The sequence below is a fragment of the Microbacterium sp. NPDC003461 genome, from assembly GCF_053588335.1.
The window spans coordinates 42,310-60,834 of record NZ_JBSFPT010000013.1 but is presented as its reverse complement, the minus strand read 5'-3'; the positions used below and the strand labels follow the sequence as shown (position 1 = coordinate 60,834).

Here is an 18,525-nt window from a genome sequence, read left to right as displayed (position 1 = left end):
TCGCGCCCGTACTCTCGGCGCGATCCCGCAGTTCGCGGGAGCCCCGTCCGGCGACGCAGGAGCGCGCATGAGCACAGAGCAGGTCAGGCGCGAGGCCCCGCCGATGCCCGCCGCGCAGGCGCGGCTGCTCGCGAGGCGGCGCACCGAGCAGAAGGGGAACGTCCTCGTCCGGTGGATCACCTCCACCGACCACAAGACCGTCGGGTACATGTACCTCATCGCGTCGCTGATCTTCTTCCTCTTCGGCGGCGTGATGGCGCTGATCATCCGCGCCGAGCTGTTCGCGCCGGGCATGCAGATCCTGCCGACGAAGGAGCAGTACAACCAGCTGTTCACGATGCACGGCACCGTGATGCTGCTGATGTTCGCGACGCCGCTGTTCGCCGGGTTCGCGAACGCGATCATGCCCCTGCAGATCGGGGCGCCCGACGTGGCGTTCCCGCGCCTGAACGCGTTCTCGTTCTGGCTGTTCTTCTTCGGCTCGCTCATCGCCCTGGGCGGCTTCCTCACCCCGCAGGGCGCGGCCTCGTTCGGGTGGACGGCGTATCAGCCGCTCGCCAACGCCACCTTCACACCCGGCGTGGGCGGCAACCTCTGGATGCTCGGCCTCGGGCTGTCGGGATTCGGCACGATCCTCGGCGCGGTGAACTTCATCACGACGATCATCACGATGCGCGTTCCGGGCATGACGATGTGGCGCATGCCGATCTTCACGTGGAACACCCTCATCACGAGCCTGCTCGTGCTCATCGCGTTCCCCGTCCTGGCGGCGGCGCTGTTCGCGGGGGCGTCGGATCGGATCCTCGGATCGCACGTCTACGATCCGGCCAACGGGGGAGTGCTGCTGTGGCAGCACCTGTTCTGGTTCTTCGGGCACCCGGAGGTGTACGTGATCGCGCTGCCGTTCTTCGGCATCGTGTCGGAGGTCTTCCCCGTCTTCAGCCGCAAGGCGATCTTCGGCTACAAGTCGCTCGTCTACGCCACGATCGCCATCGCGGCGTACTCCGTGTCGGTCTGGGCGCACCACATGTACGTCACGGGGGCGGTGCTGCTGCCGTTCTTCGCGCTCATGACCATGCTCATCGCCGTCCCCACGGGCGTGAAGATCTTCAACTGGATCGGCACGATGTGGCGCGGGTCCGTGACCTTCGAGACGCCGATCGTCTTCGCGCTCGGGTTCCTCGTCTCGTTCGTGTTCGGCGGCATCACCGGCGTCATCCTCGCCTCGCCGCCGCTGGACTTCCACGTGCACGACTCGTACTTCGTCGTGGCGCACTTCCACTACGTGGTGTTCGGCACCGTGGTGTTCGCGATGTTCGCCGGGTTCTACTTCTGGTGGCCGAAGTGGACGGGTCGGATGTTGAACGAGCGGCTCGGCTACGTGCACTTCTGGATGCTGTTCATCGGCTTCCACATGACCTTCCTCATCCACCACTGGCTCGGAGTGGACGGCATGCCCCGTCGCTACGCCGACTACGCCGAGGAGGACCGGTTCGGCTGGATGAACCAGCTCTCCACGGTGGGGGCCGTGCTGCTGGGAGCGTCGATGATCCCGTTCTTCCTGAACGTGTGGATCACCGCGCGCCGGGCGCCGAAGGTGACCGTGGACGACCCCTGGGGCTACGGCGGATCGCTCGAGTGGGCCACGAGCTGCCCGCCGCCGCGCCACAACTTCACGTCGATCCCGCGCATCCGCAGCGAGCGGCCCGCCTTCGACCTGCACCACTCCGAGGCTCCGGTGCCCGTGGGCATCGGGCCGGCCAAGGACGCGCCCGAGGCGCCGGCGGTCGACGCGGAGGACGGCAAGACGAGATAGGTGGACCGATCGGGTGTCGGAGGCCCCCGCCAGGATCGAAGGGTGGCGGATGGAGAGCCGACGAGGATCGCGCGGGCATTGACGGCCGTCGGCTGCGCGGGGTGCGCGCTCGTCGCCGCGGCACTCGTGCTGGTGCCGGCGCTCATGTTCATCGTCGGGGGGATCGGCGGGCTGTTCCGCTGACCGGACCGGCGCCGGGGAGCGGCGACCGGGTCGTCAGAGCACGGGGCCCGACGCGTCGATGATCCGCTGCAGGCACAGCGCGGCGGTCAGCAGGCGGTCGGCGGAGGAAGGATGCGGCGCGACGCGCGCGTCCACCGTCTCGCGGAATCGATCCACCGCCTGCTGGGCGGAATCCAGCCGGCCGCGCTCGGACGGCTCGTCGGGCGGAGCCTCGACGAGATCCGCGGCGCGCGTGATGGCCTCGCTCAGCCGATCGCGCAGGTCGGGGTCCTCGGGCAGCGCGCGGGTCTCGGCGCTCACCAGGGTCTCGGCCAGCTCGCGCGTCGCGGCCGTGGTGCGCTCGAGCGCGCGCATCCGGCGCAGGTTCTGGTCCTGCACCTGCTGCCGCCCCCGCGCGCGGGGGTTGGCGACGCGGCTCTCGTCGGCCTCGCGCACCTCGTCCGCGACGGCCGCGGCCGTGGCGCTCAGCTCGCGCAGGCCGCTCTCGATCTCGTCCGGCTCGGCCTCGCCGGCGGCGACGGCGTCGGCCACCGCGCGCAGCTGCGCCGCCGCGACCGAGCGCAGCGCGGAGAGCCGCTCGCTCGCGCGGCGCAGGTACAGCGGCGGGAACACCAGCAGGTTCACGGCGACGCCGACGACCACGCCGAACGCCATGGTCACGAGGTAGGAGACGGAGAACTCCTCGATGCTGCGCCCGCCGAGCAGCAGGGTGAACAGGCCCGCCATCGCGATCCACTCGCGGCCGGCGCCGAGCGCCCGGATGCCGCCGAGCGCGACGCCGACGCCGACCACGAGCGCCACGGCGACGATGCCGGGGACATCGGCCCACACGAGCAGCAGCGCCGCGATGCCCACGCCGATGCCCAGCGCCAGTCCGAGGAGCGCGAGCGCGCCGGAGCGGAGCGAGCGCGCGAGCGTGGGATACATGCTCACGAGCACGCCGAGCGGCGCGTAGTACGAGTACTCGTCGGCGGTGAAGGGGATCAGCGGGGCGACGTACCAGGCGATCGCGGCGGCGACCGCCGTCTTGGCGGCGAGCAGAAGGCGCGGCTGGTCGCCGAGGTCGCGCGCCACGGCGACCGCCGCGCCGCGGATGTCACGAGCCATGGTCACGCCGGCCGCTCAGTCCCCGCCCTTCTCGCGCTGTTCGTCCGCCTTCTTCTGGGCCTCTTCGGCCTGCTTCTGGGCCTCTTCGGCGTCCTTGCGCGCCTGCTCGTCGGCCTTCTTCTGCGCCTCCTCGGCCCTCTTCTGGGCCTCCTCGGCGCGCTTGCGCTCCTCCTCGGCGGCCTTCGCCGCCTCGTCCGGCCCGCCCTGCGGTCCGTTCTGCACGGTCTCGGAGCCGGTGCCGGAGCCGGAGTGGGCGGGCCCGGTCGCGTCGTCGTCGGCCGGAGCCGGCGGCACGACGGCGGGGGCCTCGGGCTCGACGGACTCCTCGGTGACGACGGGGGCCGCGGTGGGCGTGAAGGCGTCGAGGGCGAAGGCCCCGCCGACCGCGACCGCCGCCGCGGCGAGCGCCAACCCCGCGGCGAGCCGGCGGCGGCGAGGAGGACGCGCGGCGACGGCGGGCGCGGCGAGCGGCGCGGTATGCGGCAGCACGCTCGTCGCGGCGGGCGTGGTCTCGTCCGCGGGCATCGGGAGCGTGGGCTGCGTCGCGGTCGCGCTCGCGCGCGGGGGAGCGATGGCGCGCGCCTCGAGCGCCACCTCGATCGCCGAGGGGCGCGCGGCGGGATCGTCGGCCGTCATCCGGCGCAGCAGCGCCGCCCAACCCGACGGCAGGGCGTCGGGCAGCTCGACCGTGAGGGCGTGCCGGGCGGCGAGGGCCTCGTTGGGCGCCGAGGCCGGGAACGCACGCTCCCCGGTGAGCGCCTCGAGCAGCACGAGGCCCAGCGAGTAGATGTCGGCGGCCGGCGACGGCTCCGCGCCGCGCAGCTGCTCGGGCGCCAGGTACGACAGCGTGCCGATCACGACGCCGGGCGAGGTGAGCCGCGCCTCGCCGAGCAGGTAGGCGATCCCGAAGTCGGCGAGCTTCGCGCGGTAGACGCGCCCCGGCGTGCCGGAGGGCGCGAGCAGCACGTTCGACGGCTTGACGTCGCGATGCACCACGCCGGCGGAGTGGACGGCGTGCAGCGCCTCGGCCAGCTCGGCGCCGAGCTCCGCCACGTCGGCGGCCGGCAGGGGCCCGCGCCGCATGCGATCGCTCAGCGTGGGCCCGTCGACGTACTCCATCACGAGGTACTCGGGCCTGCCCGGCGAGAACCGGGCGTCGAAGAGGGTGACCAGGCCCGGGTGGCTGAGGGAGGCGAGGGCGATCGACTCGCTGCGCGCCGATCGGGCGCCCGCCGCCTCGAGTCCGGTGCGCATCATCTTCACGGCGACGGTGCGGCCGAGCGCCGTGTCGTGCGCGCGGTAGACGGTGGCCATGCCGCCGGCGCCGACGCATTCGCTGAGCTGGTAGCGGCCCTCGAGCAGGGGCGCGGTGCTCTCCATCGACGGTGAACTCAACTCGTCCTCCTCGGACCCGGCCGGGACGGCTTCCCTGCACCCGACGATAGAGAGGGGCGGCGAGAAGCCGCGGGGGTCTTGACGAATGCCGGAACGCGTGCAACGTCCCCGCCGGGGAGCGGCCGCCTCGCCGGCGGGACAGCGTGTGCGGGCGTCATCCGCCCATTCTCCCGCGCGGGCCGCGAGGCCAACCTCCAGCCGCCTGCGTCAGGATCGGGGGGTGGCATCCAGAAGGCGCGGGGTCGGGACGGTCGTGGGCGTGGTCGCGCTCGTCGGCGTCCTCGCCGTGTGGGGCGTGGTCACGCTCGTCGGCGCGCTGAGCGGATTCCGGCCGGCGCAGGCGTGGCGGCCGGCGACCTCGGCTCCCGCGCCGCCCGATCCGCTCTCGGCGGCCCCCGCCGAGGCGCCGGGATCCGCGGGCGAGGCGCCGGAACCGATCTGGTTGGCCGAGACCGCATGGGCCACCGGCATCCCCGAGCGCGCGCTGCGCGCGTACGTCGCCGCCGACGCCCGCGCGCGGGCCGAGGGCTGCGCGGTCGGCTGGAACACGCTGGCCGGCATCGGCTGGGTCGAGAGCCGGCACGGCACGATCCACGGCGGCGCGGTGGATGCCGACGGCGTCGCGCGCCCGGAGATCCGCGGCATCCCGCTGGACGGCACGAACCGCACGCTCGCGATCCCCGACACGGATGGCGGCGCGCTCGACGGCGACACCGAGTGGGATCGCGCCGTCGGGCCGCTGCAGTTCATCCCGGAGACGTGGGGGAGGTGGGCGGTCGACGCCGACGGCGACGGCACGGCGAGCCCGCACAGCATCGACGACGCGGCGGCCACGGCCGCCCGCTACCTGTGCCGCCTCGACAGCACGCTCGAGGATGCCGACGCGTGGATCCGCGCCGTGCGGTCGTACAACGACACGCTCGACTACCAGACGCAGGTGGCGCGCGCCGCCGTCCGATACGCGTCCGCCGACTGAGCCCGCCGGGACACGGACCGCTACCGTTCCCGAACGCGTTGCCTGCGCGTAACCTTCGTCGGCCGATTCGTTCACCGTGGGGGCGCAGGGTGAACACATGGTGGGCGAATCGGTGCTCGCGTGGGTGGAATCGCCGCTGCAGCTCGTCGGTGCGGCGGAGTGGGCGGCCGCGCACGGTCGCGCGGTCGACCTCGCCGCGCGCGTCACGCCCCAGGTGCCCGAGACGGCCGACGAGCTGATCCGGCGCGGCGCCGCCTTCGCCGACAAGCAGCCGTACTTCGGCATCCCGTGGCGCATGCTCGCCTCTCACAGCCACTGGCTCGTGGGCGACGGCTTCTCCGGCCAGTTCCGGATGGCCGCGGCCGTGCTGCGTCCCCGGCGCGTCACCTTCCTGGACGACGGGCTCAACACGCTGGCCTTCGCCGACGCCCTCGCCGGCACGCGGCCCTATCGCCGCCCGGGCGTGGCCGAGCGCGGCCTCACGACGCGCATCGCGCCGCTGGCCCTCGATCACGTGCGCCGCCGTTCGCTCGCCGGCGACGCCGACCTCTTCACGGCCTTCCCGCTCGGCGCCGCGCGCGAGAAGGCGGTGGCCGACTACGCCCTGCGGGTGCAGCGGCACGCGTTCGAGTGGCTGCGCGCATCCGCGCCCAGCGACGCCGTCGCCTCGACGATCGACGGAGATCGGATCGTGCTCGGCACGGCGCGCTCGGTCGACGGGCACATGCGCCGCTCGGAGCACCTCGCGTGGGTCGCGCGCGAGGCATCCGCCGGACCCGTCACCTACCTGCCGCATCGGCGCGAGCCGGACGAGCTGCTCGAGGCCGTCGCCCGCATCCCGCGCGTGCGGGTCGTGCGCCTGGGACTGCCGGTGGAGGTCGCGCTGGCGGGCCTGGGGCGCCCGATCGAGGTGCGCACGCTGCTGTCGAGCACCCTGACGACGCTGCCGATCGTGCTCGCGGGCACGGGCAGCACGATCGTCGAGGCCACCAGCGCGCCATCGCGCAACCGGATGGGGACCTCGTCGTGAGCGAGGCCGTCGCGATCATCCCCGCGCGCGGCGGTTCCAAGGGAGTCCCGGGCAAGAACCTGCGCACCGTGGGCGGTGTGCCGCTCGTGGCGCGCGCCATCGCGGCCGCGCGCGCGGCGGCCGGCATCGACCGGGTGGTCGTCACGACCGACGACGACGACATCGCATCGCTCGCGGCCGAGTGGGGCGCCGAGATCGTGCGCCGCCCCGCCGAGCTCGCGGGCGACGGCGCCAGCTCGGAGAGCGCGCTGCTGCACGCGCTCGACGAGCTCGAATCGCGCGGCGTCGAGGTCGGCGCGCTCGCGTTCCTGCAGGCGACGTCGCCGTTCATCGACGCCGCGGCACTCGCGGAGGCCGTGCGCCGGGTGCGCGAGGGCGAGGCCGACAGCACCCTGTCGGCCGTGGAGACCTACGGCTTCCTGTGGCGGCGCACGGCGGAGAGCGCCGAGGGCGTGAACCACGACGCGGCGCACCGCCCGCGGCGGCAGGATCGCGAGCCCCACTACCTCGAGACCGGCGCGTTCTACGTGATGGACGCCGCGGGCTTCCGGAGCGCGCGTCACCGGTTCTTCGGCCGCGTCTCGCTCGTCGAGGTGCCCGAGCGCACCGCTCTCGAGATCGACACGCTCGAGCAGCTCGAGCTGGCGCGCGCGATCGCGGTGAGCGCGGGCGAGAGCACCGGCGACCGGATCGACGTCGACGCGGTCGTCACCGACTTCGACGGCGTGCACACCGACGACACCGTGTCGGTGTCGGGCGACGGCGGCGAGCAGGTCCGCGTCAGCCGCTCCGACGGCATGGGCGTGAGCCTGCTGCGCAAGGCCGGCATCCCCATCCTGATCCTGTCGACCGAGACCCACCCCGTCGTCACGGCGCGCGCGCGCAAGCTGCGCGTCGACGTGCTGCAGGCGCAGGACGACAAGGCGGCGGCGCTGCGGCGCTGGGCCGAGGAGCGCGGCATCCCGCTGTCGCGCGTGGCGTACCTCGGCAACGACGTGAACGACCTGCCGGCGCTCGAGATCGTCGGCTGGCCCGTGGCAGTGCCGGAGGCGCATCCGCTCGTCCTCGCCGCCGCGCGCGTCGTGCTCGATCGATCGGGCGGGGGCGGCGCCGTGCGCGACCTCGCCGACCGCGTGCTGCGGGCACGCGACCACCGAACCGGGCGGCATCTCGAGGCCGCCTCAGCACCAACCAGGGAGAACACATGACCGTCCGCATCGGATCGCGCGTGATCGGCGGGGGCCACCCCGCGTACGTGATCGCCGAGATCGGCCTCAACCACAACGGCGACGTGGAGCTCGCGAAGCAGCTCATCGACGTGGCCGCCGAGGCCGGAGCCGACGCCGTCAAGTTCCAGAAGCGCACGCCCGAGATCGCCACCCCGGAGCACATGCGCGACATGCCGCGCGAGACGCCGTGGGGCACGATGACCTACCTCGAGTACCGGCACCGCGTGGAGTTCGGGCGCGAGGAGTACGTGGCGATCGGCGACTACGCCACGCTGCGCGGGCTCGACTGGTTCGCGTCGCCGTGGGACGTGCCGAGCGTGGAGTTCCTCGAGGACCTCAACGTCGTGGCGCACAAGGTCGCCTCGGCCTGCCTCACCGACGGTGAGCTGCTCGAGGCGCTGCGCGCGTCGGGCAAGCCGATCATCCTCTCCACGGGCATGTCGACGATGGAGCAGATCGATCGCGCCATCGGCATCCTCGGCACGGAGAACCTCGTGCTCATGCACGCGACGTCGACCTACCCGATGGAGCCGGACGAGGCGAACCTGCGCATGATCCGCATGCTCAGCGACCGCTACCCGGGCGTGCCGGTGGGCTACTCGGGTCACGAGCGCGGCCTGCAGATCTCGCTCGCGGCGGTCGCGATGGGCGCCCAGGCCGTGGAGCGCCACATCACGCTCGACCGCACCATGTGGGGATCGGACCACGCGGCCTCGCTCGAGCCGACGGGTCTGAAGAACCTCGTCAGGGACATCCGCATCATCGAGAGCGCCTTCGGCGACGGCGTGAAGCGCGTGTTCCCCGGCGAGGAGGCCCCGATGGCGAAGCTGCGTCGCGTCACGGCGTGACGGACGCGCAGATCCCGCGGATCATCGCGGTCGCCGACTCCGACTCGTACGTCAAGTGGGCCGCGGCCCTGCTGGCGCCGGTGCCGGGGGCCGAGCTGATCGTGCTCGAGACCGAGCTGGTCGTCAGCCCCGCGCAGCAGCGCGCGGCGCTGGCGGGCAGCGGGCTCGAGCGCGTGCGGCGGGCGACGTACGACGAGCTGCCCGCGCTGCTCGCGGGGGCGGACGCCGTGCTGCTGGCCGCGCGCGGGCCGCTCGTGCGGGTGCTCGCGCGCCTCGCGGCGCGGCTCGATCCGGCACCCGTGATCCTCACGGGGCTGCCGGGCATCTCGATCCCCGCCACCTGGCTGGCCCTGCACTTCCGCCGCGGCTGCGACCTGTTCGTGCTGCACTCGCGCCGCGAGGTGCGGGAGTTCTCGGCCCTGGCGGCCGAGCGCGGCATCCCGCAGCGCTTCGGCCTCGCGACGCTGCCGTTCGCGCGCTCCGCGGAGCGCGTGGAGCGGGAGGGCACGGATCTCGTGTTCGCGGCGCAGGCGATCGTGCCGCGCCTGCGCGAGCATCGCGAGCACGTGGCGCGCCTGCTGGTGCGCGCCGCGCGCGCGCAGCCCGATCGCCGCGTCGTGCTGAAGCTGCGCGCGCGGCCGGGCGAGGCCGAGACGCATCGCGAGCTCGTGTCGTATCCGGAGCTGCTGGCGGAGCTGGGCGAGACACCGCCGAACCTCGTCATCTCGACGGCCCCGATGCGCGAGGCGCTCGAGACGGCCGAGGGGCTCGTCACCGTCAGCTCCACGGCGGCGATCGAGGCGGCGGCGCAGGGCGTGCCCGTGATCGCGCTCGACACGTTCGGCGTGTCGCGGCGGCTCATCAACCTCGTCTTCGAGGGCAGCGGGCTGTTGGCGGGGGATGAGGACGTCGTGGCGCGCCGGTTCCACCGACCGGCGCCCGAGTGGCTGGACGAGAACTACTTCCACGATCCGGCCGAGGACGACTGGCTCGCGCGCACGGCCGAGCTCGTCGCCCGCCGTCGCGCGGGCCTGCTCGCCCCGCACCGGGCGCCGCGCCGGCTGGGCGGACGCGCGCGCGACGCGTGGGAGCGCAAGCTCGCCCTGGGCGATCGCGACCGCTCGCTCAGCGGCACCCTGGCGTACGCCGTGGGCGTGCCGGCGCGGCGCGTGCTGCGCGCGGTGCGGCGCTGGACCGGCGGGCGCCGCGCCCGCGAGCGGGGATCGGCCTCGGCGGCGATGTGAGCGCCGGTGGCCGCCGTCGCCTCGGCGTCAGAGATCGATGATGCGATCCCGATCCCACGGCTCGCCCCAGCCGAGGCGCTCCAGCATCGCGTCGAGGATGTTCGCCGTGAACCCCCAGACGAGGTGATCGCGCCCGTCGATCCGCAGCCGCCAGGCGGGCCCGGAGAAGACGAGCTCCCCACGGCGCAGGCGGGTCGTCCAGCGGTTGGCCGGATCGACGAGGTCGGCGACCGGGGCGCGGAAGACCGACGAGGACTCGCCGTCGTCGACCACGCGCACGGGCGTCGGGCGCGCCCACCAGCCCAGCACGGGCGTGACCCGGTGCGCGGAGGGCGGCAGCGGCACCTCGGGCAGGGTGCCGAGCACCTCGACCCCCGTGGGATCGAGCCCGGTCTCCTCGACGGCCTCGCGCAGGGCGGCCTCGACGGGGCCGGCGTCGCCCGGGTCGATGCGCCCGCCGGGGAAGGCGACCTCGCCCGCGTGGCTGCGCAGCGTCGTGGCGCGCGCCAGCAGCAGCACGTCGAGGTCGCGCGAGACGGCATCGGCCTCGCGCACCGAGGGCGCGGCATCGAGCACGCCGAACAGCACGAGCACGGCGGCGGGGCGGAAGTGGTCCTCGAACGCGAACTCCGCCCAGCGCTCCGCGAGGCCGGCGTCGCCGACGAGGGCGCGCAGCTGCTCGCGCGCGGAGGCCGGCCGGTGCGTCATCACCTCCGACGTTACGCCACCGGCCGGCGCCCGAGGCGGGTGCGTACCCTGAAGGGGTGAGGCGGACGGCGAGCGGCACGGATCGGGCGACGCCCGGCACCGTCACCCGCGGGGCGACGGCGCTCGCTCTCGCCGTCACGGCGGCGGCCCTCGGGGTCGCGCCCGGCGGGCCCGCTCCGGCACCGGCCTCCGCCGCGCCGCCCGCCGACGATCCGGTCGCCGTCGTCGCCGCCGCGCCGGGGGACGTCTCCGCCGCAGCCGCCGACATGGCCGCGGGCATGGACGCGCGCGAGCTGGCCGGCACCGTCGTGATGGGTCACGTGGGCACGCAGGACCCGGCCGCGGCGGCGCGCTACCTCGACGCCAACGGGATCGGCGCGTTCCTGCTGATGGGCGCCAACGTGCCGGCGGACGAGACGGCGCTGCGGGCGCTGACGGCCGCGCTGCGCGGCGAGGGCGCCGCGCCTCCGCTGCTCGCGATCGACGAGGAGGGCGGCGTGGTGACGCGGCTGCCGTGGGACGACTTCCCGGCCGGCGGCGAGCTCGCCGCCGCGGACCCGGCCGCCGCCGAGACGGCGTTCGCCGCGCGCGGTGCGCTCGTGGCGCGGGCGGGCGCGCGCGTGAACTTCGGGGTCGTGGCCGATGTGACCGGCGACGCGTCGTCGTTCATCGCGCCGCGCGTGCTCGGCTCGGAGCCGCGGGCGGCGGCCGAGCGGGTCGCGGCGGCGACGGCGGGGGAGGCGCCCTTCGCGCTCACCACGCTCAAGCACTTCCCGGGTCACGGGCAGGTCGCGGCCGACTCGCACCACACGATCCCCGTGGCCGACCAGTCGTACGCCGACTGGCGCGAATCGACCGCGCGGCCGTTCGAGGCGGGCATCGACGCGGGCGCGCCGCTCGTGATGACGGGTCACCTCGTGTACCCCGACGTCGACGACGCACCCGCGTCGCTCTCTCCCGCATGGCACCGCATCCTGCGCGAGGAGCTCGGCTTCGGCGGGGTGGTGGTCACCGACGACCTCGGTATGCTGCTGGCCGGCGGCGACCCGCGCTACGCCGACCCCGTGGCGAACGCGGTCGCGGCGGTGGCGTCCGGCGCCGATCTCGTCGTGCACGTCGTCGGATCGGGGCCCGAGACGGCGGGCAGACTCGCCGACGGCATCGCCCGCGCCGTGGCCGACGGCACGCTCCCCGAGGACAGGCTGCGCGAGGCGGCGGAGCGCGTGCTGGCGCTGCGCCTGCGGCTCGGCGCTCAGACGGTGCTGCTGCCCGCCGACTGATCCGGCCCGCCGTCGCCGAGCCAGGCGCGCAGGATCCGCGCCCGCAGGTCGTTCGCGCGATCCGCGAAGGCCCGCTGGCGCCGCACGTACTCCGCCTTGCCCTCGGGCGTCTCGATGCGCACCGGCTCGACGCCCCACTCGCGCAGGTCGTACGGCGCGGCCTCCATGTCGAGCAGGCGGATGTCGCGCGCGAGCTCGAAGGCGTCGAGCAGCAGCTCGCCCGGCACGAGCGGGCCGAGCTTGACCGCCCACTTGTACACGTCCATGCCCGCGTGCAGGCACCCGGGCTGCTCGAGCGCCGTCTGGGTCTCGCGCGTGGGCGTCAGGGCGTTGCGCGGGGCCGCCTCGGGCGTGAAGAAGCGGAACGCGTCGATGTGCGTGCAGCGCAGCTCGTGCGTCTCGACGACCCGGTCGGTGCCGTCCTGCCCGAGCCGCAGGGGCTGGGGATGCCGGTGCTCGCGCTGCCGGTAGACCATGGCCCACTCGTGCAGGCCGAAGCAGCCGAACCGGCCCGGCCGCGCCGCCGTGGCGCGCAGGATCCGCTCGATGAGCGCCGCCAGGTGCGGCTTCTCGGCCGCAAACGCCGCCGCGTCGGGCACGACGGCGTCGGGCGTCGATCCCGAGCGGTACCAGCGCCATCCGGCGCGGGGTGTGTCGGCCGCGCCGGCCAGCTCGACGCCCGCGCCGGGATGCCACCGGCGCAGCAGCGCGGGCTTGTACGCGTAGTAGGTGAACAGGAAGTCCCACACGGGGTGCTTCTCGCCACGCGCCGCGCGGGCGCGATGCGCGGCCGTGAGCGCGTCGGCGCGGGCCTCGTGCGCGGCCTCCCGCTCGCACCACTCGTCGCGCTCCAGGCGGATCGCGACGGCGGGCGGGGCGGGAAGGGCGGGGGCGGTCATGGGATCAGCGGGCGAGGATCGCGCCCATCGCGCGGGAGAGGTACCAGGGGTCGACGACGGCGGTGAGCTCGCGGGCGGAGTGCATCGACAGGATCGGCGCGCCCACGTCGACCGTGCGGATGCCGATCCGCGTCGCCGAGATCGGGCCGATCGTCGATCCGCACGGCACGGTGTTGTTCGAGACGAACTCCTGTGAGGGCACGCCCGCCGCGGCGCACGCCGCCATCCACGCCGCGGCGCCGTGCGCGTCGGTGGCGTAGCGCTGGTTGGCATTGATCTTGAGGATGGGGCCGCCGCCGGCCACGGGCCGGTTCTCCGGATCGTGCTTGTCGGCGTAGTTGGGGTGGACCGAGTGCCCGACGTCGCTGGAGACGTGCAGCGACGCGGCGAACGCGCGCGCCTGGTCGTCGGCGCCCGCGCCCAGGGCGGCGCCGATGCGGCGCAGGGTCTCCTCGAGGAACGGCCCGGCGGCGCCGGAGCGCGAGGCGCTGCCGATCTCCTCATGGTCGAAGGCCGCGAACATCGCGATCGCGTCGGCCGGCCGGGCGTCGCGGATGGCGACGAGCGCGGCGTGCGTCGAGAGCAGGTTGTCGAGGCGGCCGGAGGCGAACAGCTCGCTCCCGGCGCCGAAGACGCGCGGCTCCTGCGTGTCGGCGGCGACGATGTCGTAGCCGCCGATCTCGTCGACCGCCACGCCGGCCTCGGCCGCGAGGGCGGCGAGGATGTCGGCGCTCTCGGCGTCGCCCAGCCCCCACACGGGCGCCGTGTGACGCTGCTTGTCGAGCTCGAGCCCGCTGTTCACGCCGCGGTCGAGGTGGATGGCCAGCTGGGGGATGCGCAGCAGCGGCCCGGTGCGCACGAGGTGCTCGGTGCCGTCGAGCGTGACGAGCCGGCCCGCGAGCTCGAGCTCGCGGTCGAGCCACGAGTTCAGCAGTGGCCCGCCGTACACCTCCCAGCCGAGCTGCCACCAGCCGCCGGGCCCGATCACCGTGGGCTTCGGCTTCAGCTTGAACCCGGGGGAGTCGGTGTGCGCACCGACGATCGCGAAGGGCGTGAGCGCGCCGGCGCCCTCCGGCACCGCGAACGCGATGACCGATCCGTCGCGCACCACGACGTAGCGACCGCCGGGCGCGATCTCCCACGCCGCGGCCTCGTCCAGCACCGTGTAGCCCGACGCCGTGAGGCGGCGGGCCGCCTCGGCGGCCGCGTGGTAGGACGAGGGCGACGCCGCGACGAAGGCGGCGAGGTCGTCGATGTGGGCGCGGGCGTCGGCAGGCACGGTCATCCTCCGATTATCCCCGCCCGCCGCTCCCGATCCTCCCGGTGCTCCGCGAGGCGGATCGTCACCCCTCGGGGAGCAGGCCGACGGCCTCGAGCCGGTCGGCCAGGCCCGCGCCGTCGTCCTCGGTCACCCAGGGCACCCCCGCGGCGGTGTGGTCGTCCACCGCCGTGCGGCCGCCGGCCAGCACCGCCTGGGCGGGGGAGAGGCGCCGGATCGCCACGCCGGCGACGGAGGAGGGGTACTCGCGCGTGAACGTCGTGTAGATCTCGTCGTCGTGCTGCCCGTCGTCGCCGATGAGCAGCCACTCCACGTGCGGGAACTCCTCGGCGAGCCGGCGCAGGTTCGTGAGCTTGTGATCCTTGCCACTGCGGAACCAGCGGTCGTGGGTGGGGCCCCAGTCCGTGAGCAGCATGGACCCCGAGGGGAACAGGTGCCGCTCGAGGAAGCGCGTGAGCGTGGGCGCCACGTTCCAGGCGCCCGTCGACAGGTAGATGACGGGCGCGCCGGGGTGCGAGCGCGCGAGCCGCTCGAGCAGCACGGCCATGCCGGGCACGGGCTGGCGCGCGTGCTCGTCGAGCACGAACGAGTTCCAGGCCGCCAGCAGCGGGCGCGGCAGCGCGGTGACCATGACGGTGTCGTCGACGTCGCACACGACGCCGAAGCCCACCTCGGGTGCGACCACGAACACGCGGGCCTCGACCGACTCGCCGCCCTCGACCGAGAGATGCAGCGTCTGCCACCCGGGCGCCAGATCCGCGTCGATGACGGTGTCGACGACGCCGCCGCGGTCGGCGACGACCTCGTGGGTGCGTCCACCGACCGTGATCGTGACGGGCGCGTACCCCACCGGGATCCCCAGGAACGCGCGCCAGCCGCGCACGCTCGCCGGCTCGCCGGAGGGCGTGTCCTTGCGGGGCGGCACGATGAGCACCCGGCCGAGCACGCGCACCCAGCCGTCACCCCCGTATCCCGCGAAGGGCACGATGGAGGGACGACGGCCGCGGCGTCGCGCGAGGCGTTCGCGCCAGCCGTGGAATCGTCCCTCGAGCTTCGCGATCCAATGGATCTTGTCGCGGGTCTGCGGATCGGGCATCGCGCCCAGTCTTTCATGCGCGGGCGACCGGCGCGGGCCCGGCTGCGCGCTCACGCGACGGGCGCGTCGCCCTCTGCCGCGTCGGCCGCGTGATCCTCGTCCATGTGGCGCCGCTCGGCGCGCTGCAGCAGGTGCTTCACGAGCCAGGCCACGAGCAGGAACACCGCGATCACGCCAACGAAGACGTACCCGGCCCAGTGCGCGCGGTCGGCCAGATCCCGATACGAGCCGGCGGCGGCCGCGGCGATGGAGATGTAGATCGCGGCCCACAGGGTGCACGCCGGCAGCGTCCACGCGAGGAACCGGCGGTACGGGTAGCCGCTCATGCCCACCGTGAGCGGCACGAGCGAGTGCAGCACGGGCAGGAAGCGCGACAGGAAGATGGCCAGGCCGCCGCGGCGGCGCAGGTAGCGCTCCGAGCGCTCCCAGTTGCGCTCCCCGATCCGCCTTCCCAGCCACGAGTGCCGGATCCGCGGGCCGAGCCAGCGGCCGAGCGCGTAGCCGACGGTCTCGCCGAGCAGGGCGCCCAGGATCACCGCGACGCCGAGCAGTATGGCCTGCGGCACGTCGGCGACGCCGGTCGCGGCGACGATCACGACCGTGTCGCCCGGCACGATGAGGCCGACGAGCACGCTCGTCTCGAGCGCGATCGCGAGCCCGGCCAGGAGGGTCCGCAGCACGGGGTCGACGCCCTGCACGGCGTCGAGGATGGCGCTCAGCGCGTCGTTCAGCCAGCCCACCCGCTCAGCCTAGGAGAGGCGGTCGTGCGAAACGCTCGGGAAAGCCGCCCGAAATGGTGGAGTAACCTGGAAACTCCCGTGATTCCGCGCGTGCACGCGCATCGGGCGTCCGCTCCCGAACCGATCCGATTGGCCTTTCGCAACGTGTCGCAGACCTCCGTCACCGAAACCGCTCACGACCCGCACGCCATCCAGGCGAAGTGGCAGGCGTACTGGGCGGAGAACGGCACGTTCCTCGCGGGCGGCGACGACGACGCGCGCCCCCGCAAGTACGTGCTGGCGATGTTCCCGTACCCGTCGGGCGACCTGCACATGGGCCACGCCGAGAACTACCTCTACAGCGACATCGTGGCGCGGTTCTGGCGCCACCGCGGCTACAACGTGCTCAACCCCATCGGCTGGGACTCGTTCGGCCTGCCCGCCGAGAACGCGGCGATCCAGCGCGGCGCCGATCCGCGCGAGTGGACCTACGAGAACATCGCCCAGCAGCGCGAGTCGATGAAGGCCTACGGCGTCTCGTTCGACTGGTCGCGCGTGCTGCACACGAGCGATCCCGAGTACTACCGGTGGAACCAGTGGCTGTTCCAGCAGCTGCACGAGCGCGGTCTGGCGTACCGCAAGGAGAGCCCGGTCAACTGGTGCCCCAACGACCAGACGGTGCTCGCCAACGAGCAGGTCGTCGACGGCCAGTGCGATCGCTGCGGCGCGACCGTGGTGAAGAAGAAGCTCACGCAGTGGTACTTCAAGATCACCGACTACGCCGACCGGCTGCTCGACGACCTGAACCAGCTCGAGGGGTTCTGGCCGACCAAGGTGCTGCAGATGCAGCGGAACTGGATCGGCCGCTCCGTCGGCGCCGACATCGACTTCGCGATCGAGGGGCGTGACGAGAAGATCACGGTGTTCTCGACCCGTCCCGACACGCTCTACGGCGCCACGTTCATGGTGGTGGCGCCCGACTCCGACCTCGCCGCCGAGCTCGCCGCCGGTGCGCCCGCCGAGGTGCGCATGCGGTTCCAGGACTACCTGGAGCGGACGCAGAAGCAGACCGACATCGAGCGCCAGGCGACCGACCGCGAGAAGACCGGCGTCTTCCTGGAGCGCTACGCGATCCATCCGCTCACGGGCGAGCGCCTGCCCATCTGGGCGGCCGACTACGTGCTGGCCGACTACGGCCACGGCGCGGTCATGGCGGTGCCCGCGCACGACCAGCGCGACCTGGACTTCGCGCGCACGTACGACCTGCCGGTCAAGGTCGTCGTCGACACGACGGCGCCGATCACGGGCGCGATCCCCGTGATCGAGGTGGACGAGCAGGGCGTGCCCGTCGACGTGCCGCTGCCCAGCCCGGCCGAGACGGGCGAGGCGCTCACGGGCGACGGCCGGATGATCAACTCCGGTCCGCTCGACGGCCTCAGCAAGCGCAACGCGATCGTGCGCGTCATCGAGCAGCTGCAGGCCGCCGGCACCGGCCGAGCCGCCAAGCAGTACCGCCTGCGCGACTGGCTCATCTCCCGCCAGCGCTTCTGGGGCACCCCGATCCCCATGATCCACACGCAGGACGGTCGTATCGTCCCCGTTCCCGAGGACCAGCTGCCCGTGCGGCTGCCCGAGGCGAAGGACATCGACCTCAAGCCCAAGGGCTCCTCGCCCCTCGGCGCCGCCGCGGGATGGGTGGAGACGACCGATCCCGAGACCGGCGAGCCCGCGCTGCGCGATCCGGACACGATGGACACGTTCGTCGACAGCTCGTGGTACTTCCTGCGCTTCCTCAGCCCCGGCAACGACGGCGTCGCGTTCGACCCGAAGGACGCGCGGCGCTGGGCGCCCGTCGACACGTACATCGGCGGCGTCGAGCACGCGATCCTGCACCTGCTGTATGCGCGCTTCATCACGAAGGTGCTGTTCGACCTGGGCCTGGTGGACTTCACCGAGCCGTTCTCGAGCCTCATCAACCAGGGCATGGTGATCCTGGACGGCGCGAAGATGTCGAAGTCGAAGGGCAACCTCGTGCTCTTCAGCGACGAGCTGGCCCAGCACGGCGCCGACGCGCTGCGCGTGGCGCTGGCGTTCGCCGGCCCGGTGGAGGACGACAAGGACTGGAAGGACGTCTCCACGACGGGCGCGCAGAAGTTCCTGGCGCGCGCGCTGCGCATCGCCGACGAGGTCTCGAGCGACACCGACGTCGTGTGGGCGGAGGGTGACCAGGTGCTGCGCCGCGTGACGCACCGCCTGCTGGCCGACGCGCCCTCGCTTGTGGAGCAGACGAAGTTCAACGTCGTCGTCGCGCGCCTCATGGAGCTCGTCAACGCGATCCGCAAGACGATCGACTCCGGAGCGGGCGCGGGCGACCCGGCCGTGCGCGAGGCCGCCGAGGCGACGGCGATGATCCTCGACCTGTTCGCCCCGCACACCGCCGAGGAGATGTGGCAGCGCCTGGGCTACGAGCCCTCGATCGGCCTCGTGCCGTGGCGCGCCGCCGACCCGGCGCTGCTCGTGGAGGAGCAGGTGACGGCGGTCGTGCAGGTGAACGGCAAGGTGCGCGCGCAGCTGCAGGTGCCGGCGAAGATCGACACGGAGTCGCTCGAGCAGCTGGCCCGCGCCGACGAGCGCGTGCAGCGCGCCGTGGGCGACGGCCAGATCGTGAAGGCGATCGTCCGCGCGCCGAAGATCGTCAGCCTCGTCGTGAAGTAAG

16 protein-coding genes are annotated in these 18,525 nt (G+C 73.7%); 9 read left to right on the top strand and 7 right to left on the bottom strand.

Going from position 1 to position 18,525, the window contains the following annotated elements; translation table 11 throughout:
• Nucleotides 1–103: 103 nt before the first annotated feature.
• A complete protein-coding gene (ctaD, locus tag ACWDR7_RS07280) occupies nt 104–1,816 on the top strand; it encodes an aa3-type cytochrome oxidase subunit I (RefSeq protein WP_449854269.1) in 1,713 nt (570 codons plus the stop codon).
• Between the two features lie 42 nt (nt 1,817–1,858).
• Nucleotides 1,859–1,999, top strand: coding sequence for a hypothetical protein (locus tag ACWDR7_RS07275; protein WP_449854254.1), 141 nt, complete (start codon nt 1,859–1,861; stop codon nt 1,997–1,999).
• Between the two features lie 33 nt (nt 2,000–2,032).
• Here ACWDR7_RS07275 and ACWDR7_RS07270 read toward each other — a convergent pair whose 3' ends face one another.
• Nucleotides 2,033–3,106: an FUSC family protein gene (locus ACWDR7_RS07270; RefSeq protein WP_449854268.1), complete on the bottom strand. Its 1,074-nt coding sequence runs from the start codon at nt 3,104–3,106 to the stop codon at nt 2,033–2,035.
• A 15-nt stretch (nt 3,107–3,121) separates the two neighbouring features.
• The gene (locus ACWDR7_RS07265; protein WP_449854253.1) at nt 3,122–4,501 is read right to left on the bottom strand and encodes a protein kinase domain-containing protein; all 1,380 of its coding nucleotides are present in this window, start codon (nt 4,499–4,501) and stop codon (nt 3,122–3,124) included.
• 220 nt (nt 4,502–4,721) lie between these two features.
• Between ACWDR7_RS07265 and ACWDR7_RS07260 the strand changes: the two genes are divergently transcribed.
• The 5 genes from ACWDR7_RS07260 (at nt 4,722) to ACWDR7_RS07240 (ending at nt 9,828) form a co-directional block, all read left to right on the top strand.
• Nucleotides 4,722–5,477 (top strand): lytic murein transglycosylase, encoded by a 756-nt coding sequence (locus ACWDR7_RS07260; protein ID WP_449854252.1) that lies wholly within the window; start codon nt 4,722–4,724, stop codon nt 5,475–5,477.
• 97 nt (nt 5,478–5,574) lie between these two features.
• A complete protein-coding gene (locus ACWDR7_RS07255; RefSeq protein WP_449854251.1) occupies nt 5,575–6,507 on the top strand; it encodes a hypothetical protein in 933 nt (310 codons plus the stop codon).
• Complete coding sequence (locus tag ACWDR7_RS07250) at nt 6,504–7,715, top strand: cytidylyltransferase domain-containing protein (protein WP_449854250.1); 1,212 nt, start codon at nt 6,504–6,506, stop codon at nt 7,713–7,715. The genes ACWDR7_RS07255 and ACWDR7_RS07250 overlap by 4 nt, the downstream gene beginning before the upstream one ends.
• Complete coding sequence (locus ACWDR7_RS07245; RefSeq protein WP_449854249.1) at nt 7,712–8,584, top strand: N-acetylneuraminate synthase family protein; 873 nt, start codon at nt 7,712–7,714, stop codon at nt 8,582–8,584. Before ACWDR7_RS07250 ends, ACWDR7_RS07245 begins: the two co-directional genes overlap by 4 nt.
• Complete coding sequence (locus ACWDR7_RS07240) at nt 8,581–9,828, top strand: DUF6716 putative glycosyltransferase (RefSeq protein WP_449854248.1); 1,248 nt, start codon at nt 8,581–8,583, stop codon at nt 9,826–9,828. The genes ACWDR7_RS07245 and ACWDR7_RS07240 overlap by 4 nt, the downstream gene beginning before the upstream one ends.
• A 27-nt stretch (nt 9,829–9,855) precedes the next feature.
• On the opposite strand, the gene ACWDR7_RS07235 is transcribed toward ACWDR7_RS07240, so the two are convergent.
• The gene (locus tag ACWDR7_RS07235) at nt 9,856–10,536 is read right to left on the bottom strand and encodes an NUDIX hydrolase (protein WP_449854247.1); all 681 of its coding nucleotides are present in this window, start codon (nt 10,534–10,536) and stop codon (nt 9,856–9,858) included.
• 56 nt (nt 10,537–10,592) lie between these two features.
• On the opposite strand from ACWDR7_RS07235, the gene ACWDR7_RS07230 reads away from it, so the two are divergent.
• A complete protein-coding gene (locus tag ACWDR7_RS07230; protein WP_449854246.1) occupies nt 10,593–11,816 on the top strand; it encodes a glycoside hydrolase family 3 N-terminal domain-containing protein in 1,224 nt (407 codons plus the stop codon).
• Here ACWDR7_RS07230 and ACWDR7_RS07225 read toward each other — a convergent pair.
• Genes ACWDR7_RS07225 through ACWDR7_RS07210 form a run of 4 tightly spaced genes read right to left on the bottom strand, consistent with a single transcriptional unit; the run spans nt 11,789 to nt 15,821 of the window.
• The gene (locus tag ACWDR7_RS07225) at nt 11,789–12,715 is read right to left on the bottom strand and encodes a 3-methyladenine DNA glycosylase (RefSeq protein ID WP_449854245.1); all 927 of its coding nucleotides are present in this window, start codon (nt 12,713–12,715) and stop codon (nt 11,789–11,791) included. The genes ACWDR7_RS07230 and ACWDR7_RS07225 overlap by 28 nt on opposite strands.
• A 4-nt stretch (nt 12,716–12,719) precedes the next feature.
• The gene (locus tag ACWDR7_RS07220; protein WP_449854244.1) at nt 12,720–14,000 is read right to left on the bottom strand and encodes a M18 family aminopeptidase; all 1,281 of its coding nucleotides are present in this window, start codon (nt 13,998–14,000) and stop codon (nt 12,720–12,722) included.
• Between the two features lie 58 nt (nt 14,001–14,058).
• Nucleotides 14,059–15,090 carry an App1 family protein gene (locus tag ACWDR7_RS07215; RefSeq protein WP_449854243.1) on the bottom strand — a complete coding sequence of 344 codons (1,032 nt, stop codon included), beginning with the start codon at nt 15,088–15,090 and terminating at the stop codon, nt 14,059–14,061.
• A gap of 50 nt (nt 15,091–15,140) precedes the next feature.
• A complete protein-coding gene (locus tag ACWDR7_RS07210; RefSeq protein WP_449854267.1) occupies nt 15,141–15,821 on the bottom strand; it encodes a DedA family protein in 681 nt (226 codons plus the stop codon).
• A gap of 153 nt (nt 15,822–15,974) precedes the next feature.
• Between ACWDR7_RS07210 and leuS the strand changes: the two genes are divergently transcribed.
• Nucleotides 15,975–18,524: a leucine--tRNA ligase gene (gene leuS / locus ACWDR7_RS07205; RefSeq protein ID WP_449854242.1), complete on the top strand. Its 2,550-nt coding sequence runs from the start codon at nt 15,975–15,977 to the stop codon at nt 18,522–18,524.
• The last annotated feature ends 1 nt before the right edge of the window (nt 18,525 follow it).

What these genes read in the sequence shown, in the direction of transcription:
- ACWDR7_RS07245 (WP_449854249.1), top strand. Translation starts at nt 7,712, where the DNA reads ATGACCGTCCGCATCGGATCGCGCGTGATCGGCGGGGGCCACCCCGCG.
- ctaD (WP_449854269.1), top strand. Translation starts at nt 104, where the DNA reads ATGCCCGCCGCGCAGGCGCGGCTGCTCGCGAGGCGGCGCACCGAGCAG.
- ACWDR7_RS07220 (WP_449854244.1), bottom strand. Translation starts at nt 14,000, where the DNA reads ATGACCGTGCCTGCCGACGCCCGCGCCCACATCGACGACCTCGCCGCC.
- ACWDR7_RS07215 (WP_449854243.1), bottom strand. Translation starts at nt 15,090, where the DNA reads ATGCCCGATCCGCAGACCCGCGACAAGATCCATTGGATCGCGAAGCTC.
- ACWDR7_RS07255 (WP_449854251.1), top strand. Translation starts at nt 5,575, where the DNA reads ATGGTGGGCGAATCGGTGCTCGCGTGGGTGGAATCGCCGCTGCAGCTC.
- ACWDR7_RS07235 (WP_449854247.1), bottom strand. Translation starts at nt 10,536, where the DNA reads ATGACGCACCGGCCGGCCTCCGCGCGCGAGCAGCTGCGCGCCCTCGTC.
- ACWDR7_RS07270 (WP_449854268.1), bottom strand. Translation starts at nt 3,106, where the DNA reads ATGGCTCGTGACATCCGCGGCGCGGCGGTCGCCGTGGCGCGCGACCTC.
- ACWDR7_RS07225 (WP_449854245.1), bottom strand. Translation starts at nt 12,715, where the DNA reads ATGACCGCCCCCGCCCTTCCCGCCCCGCCCGCCGTCGCGATCCGCCTG.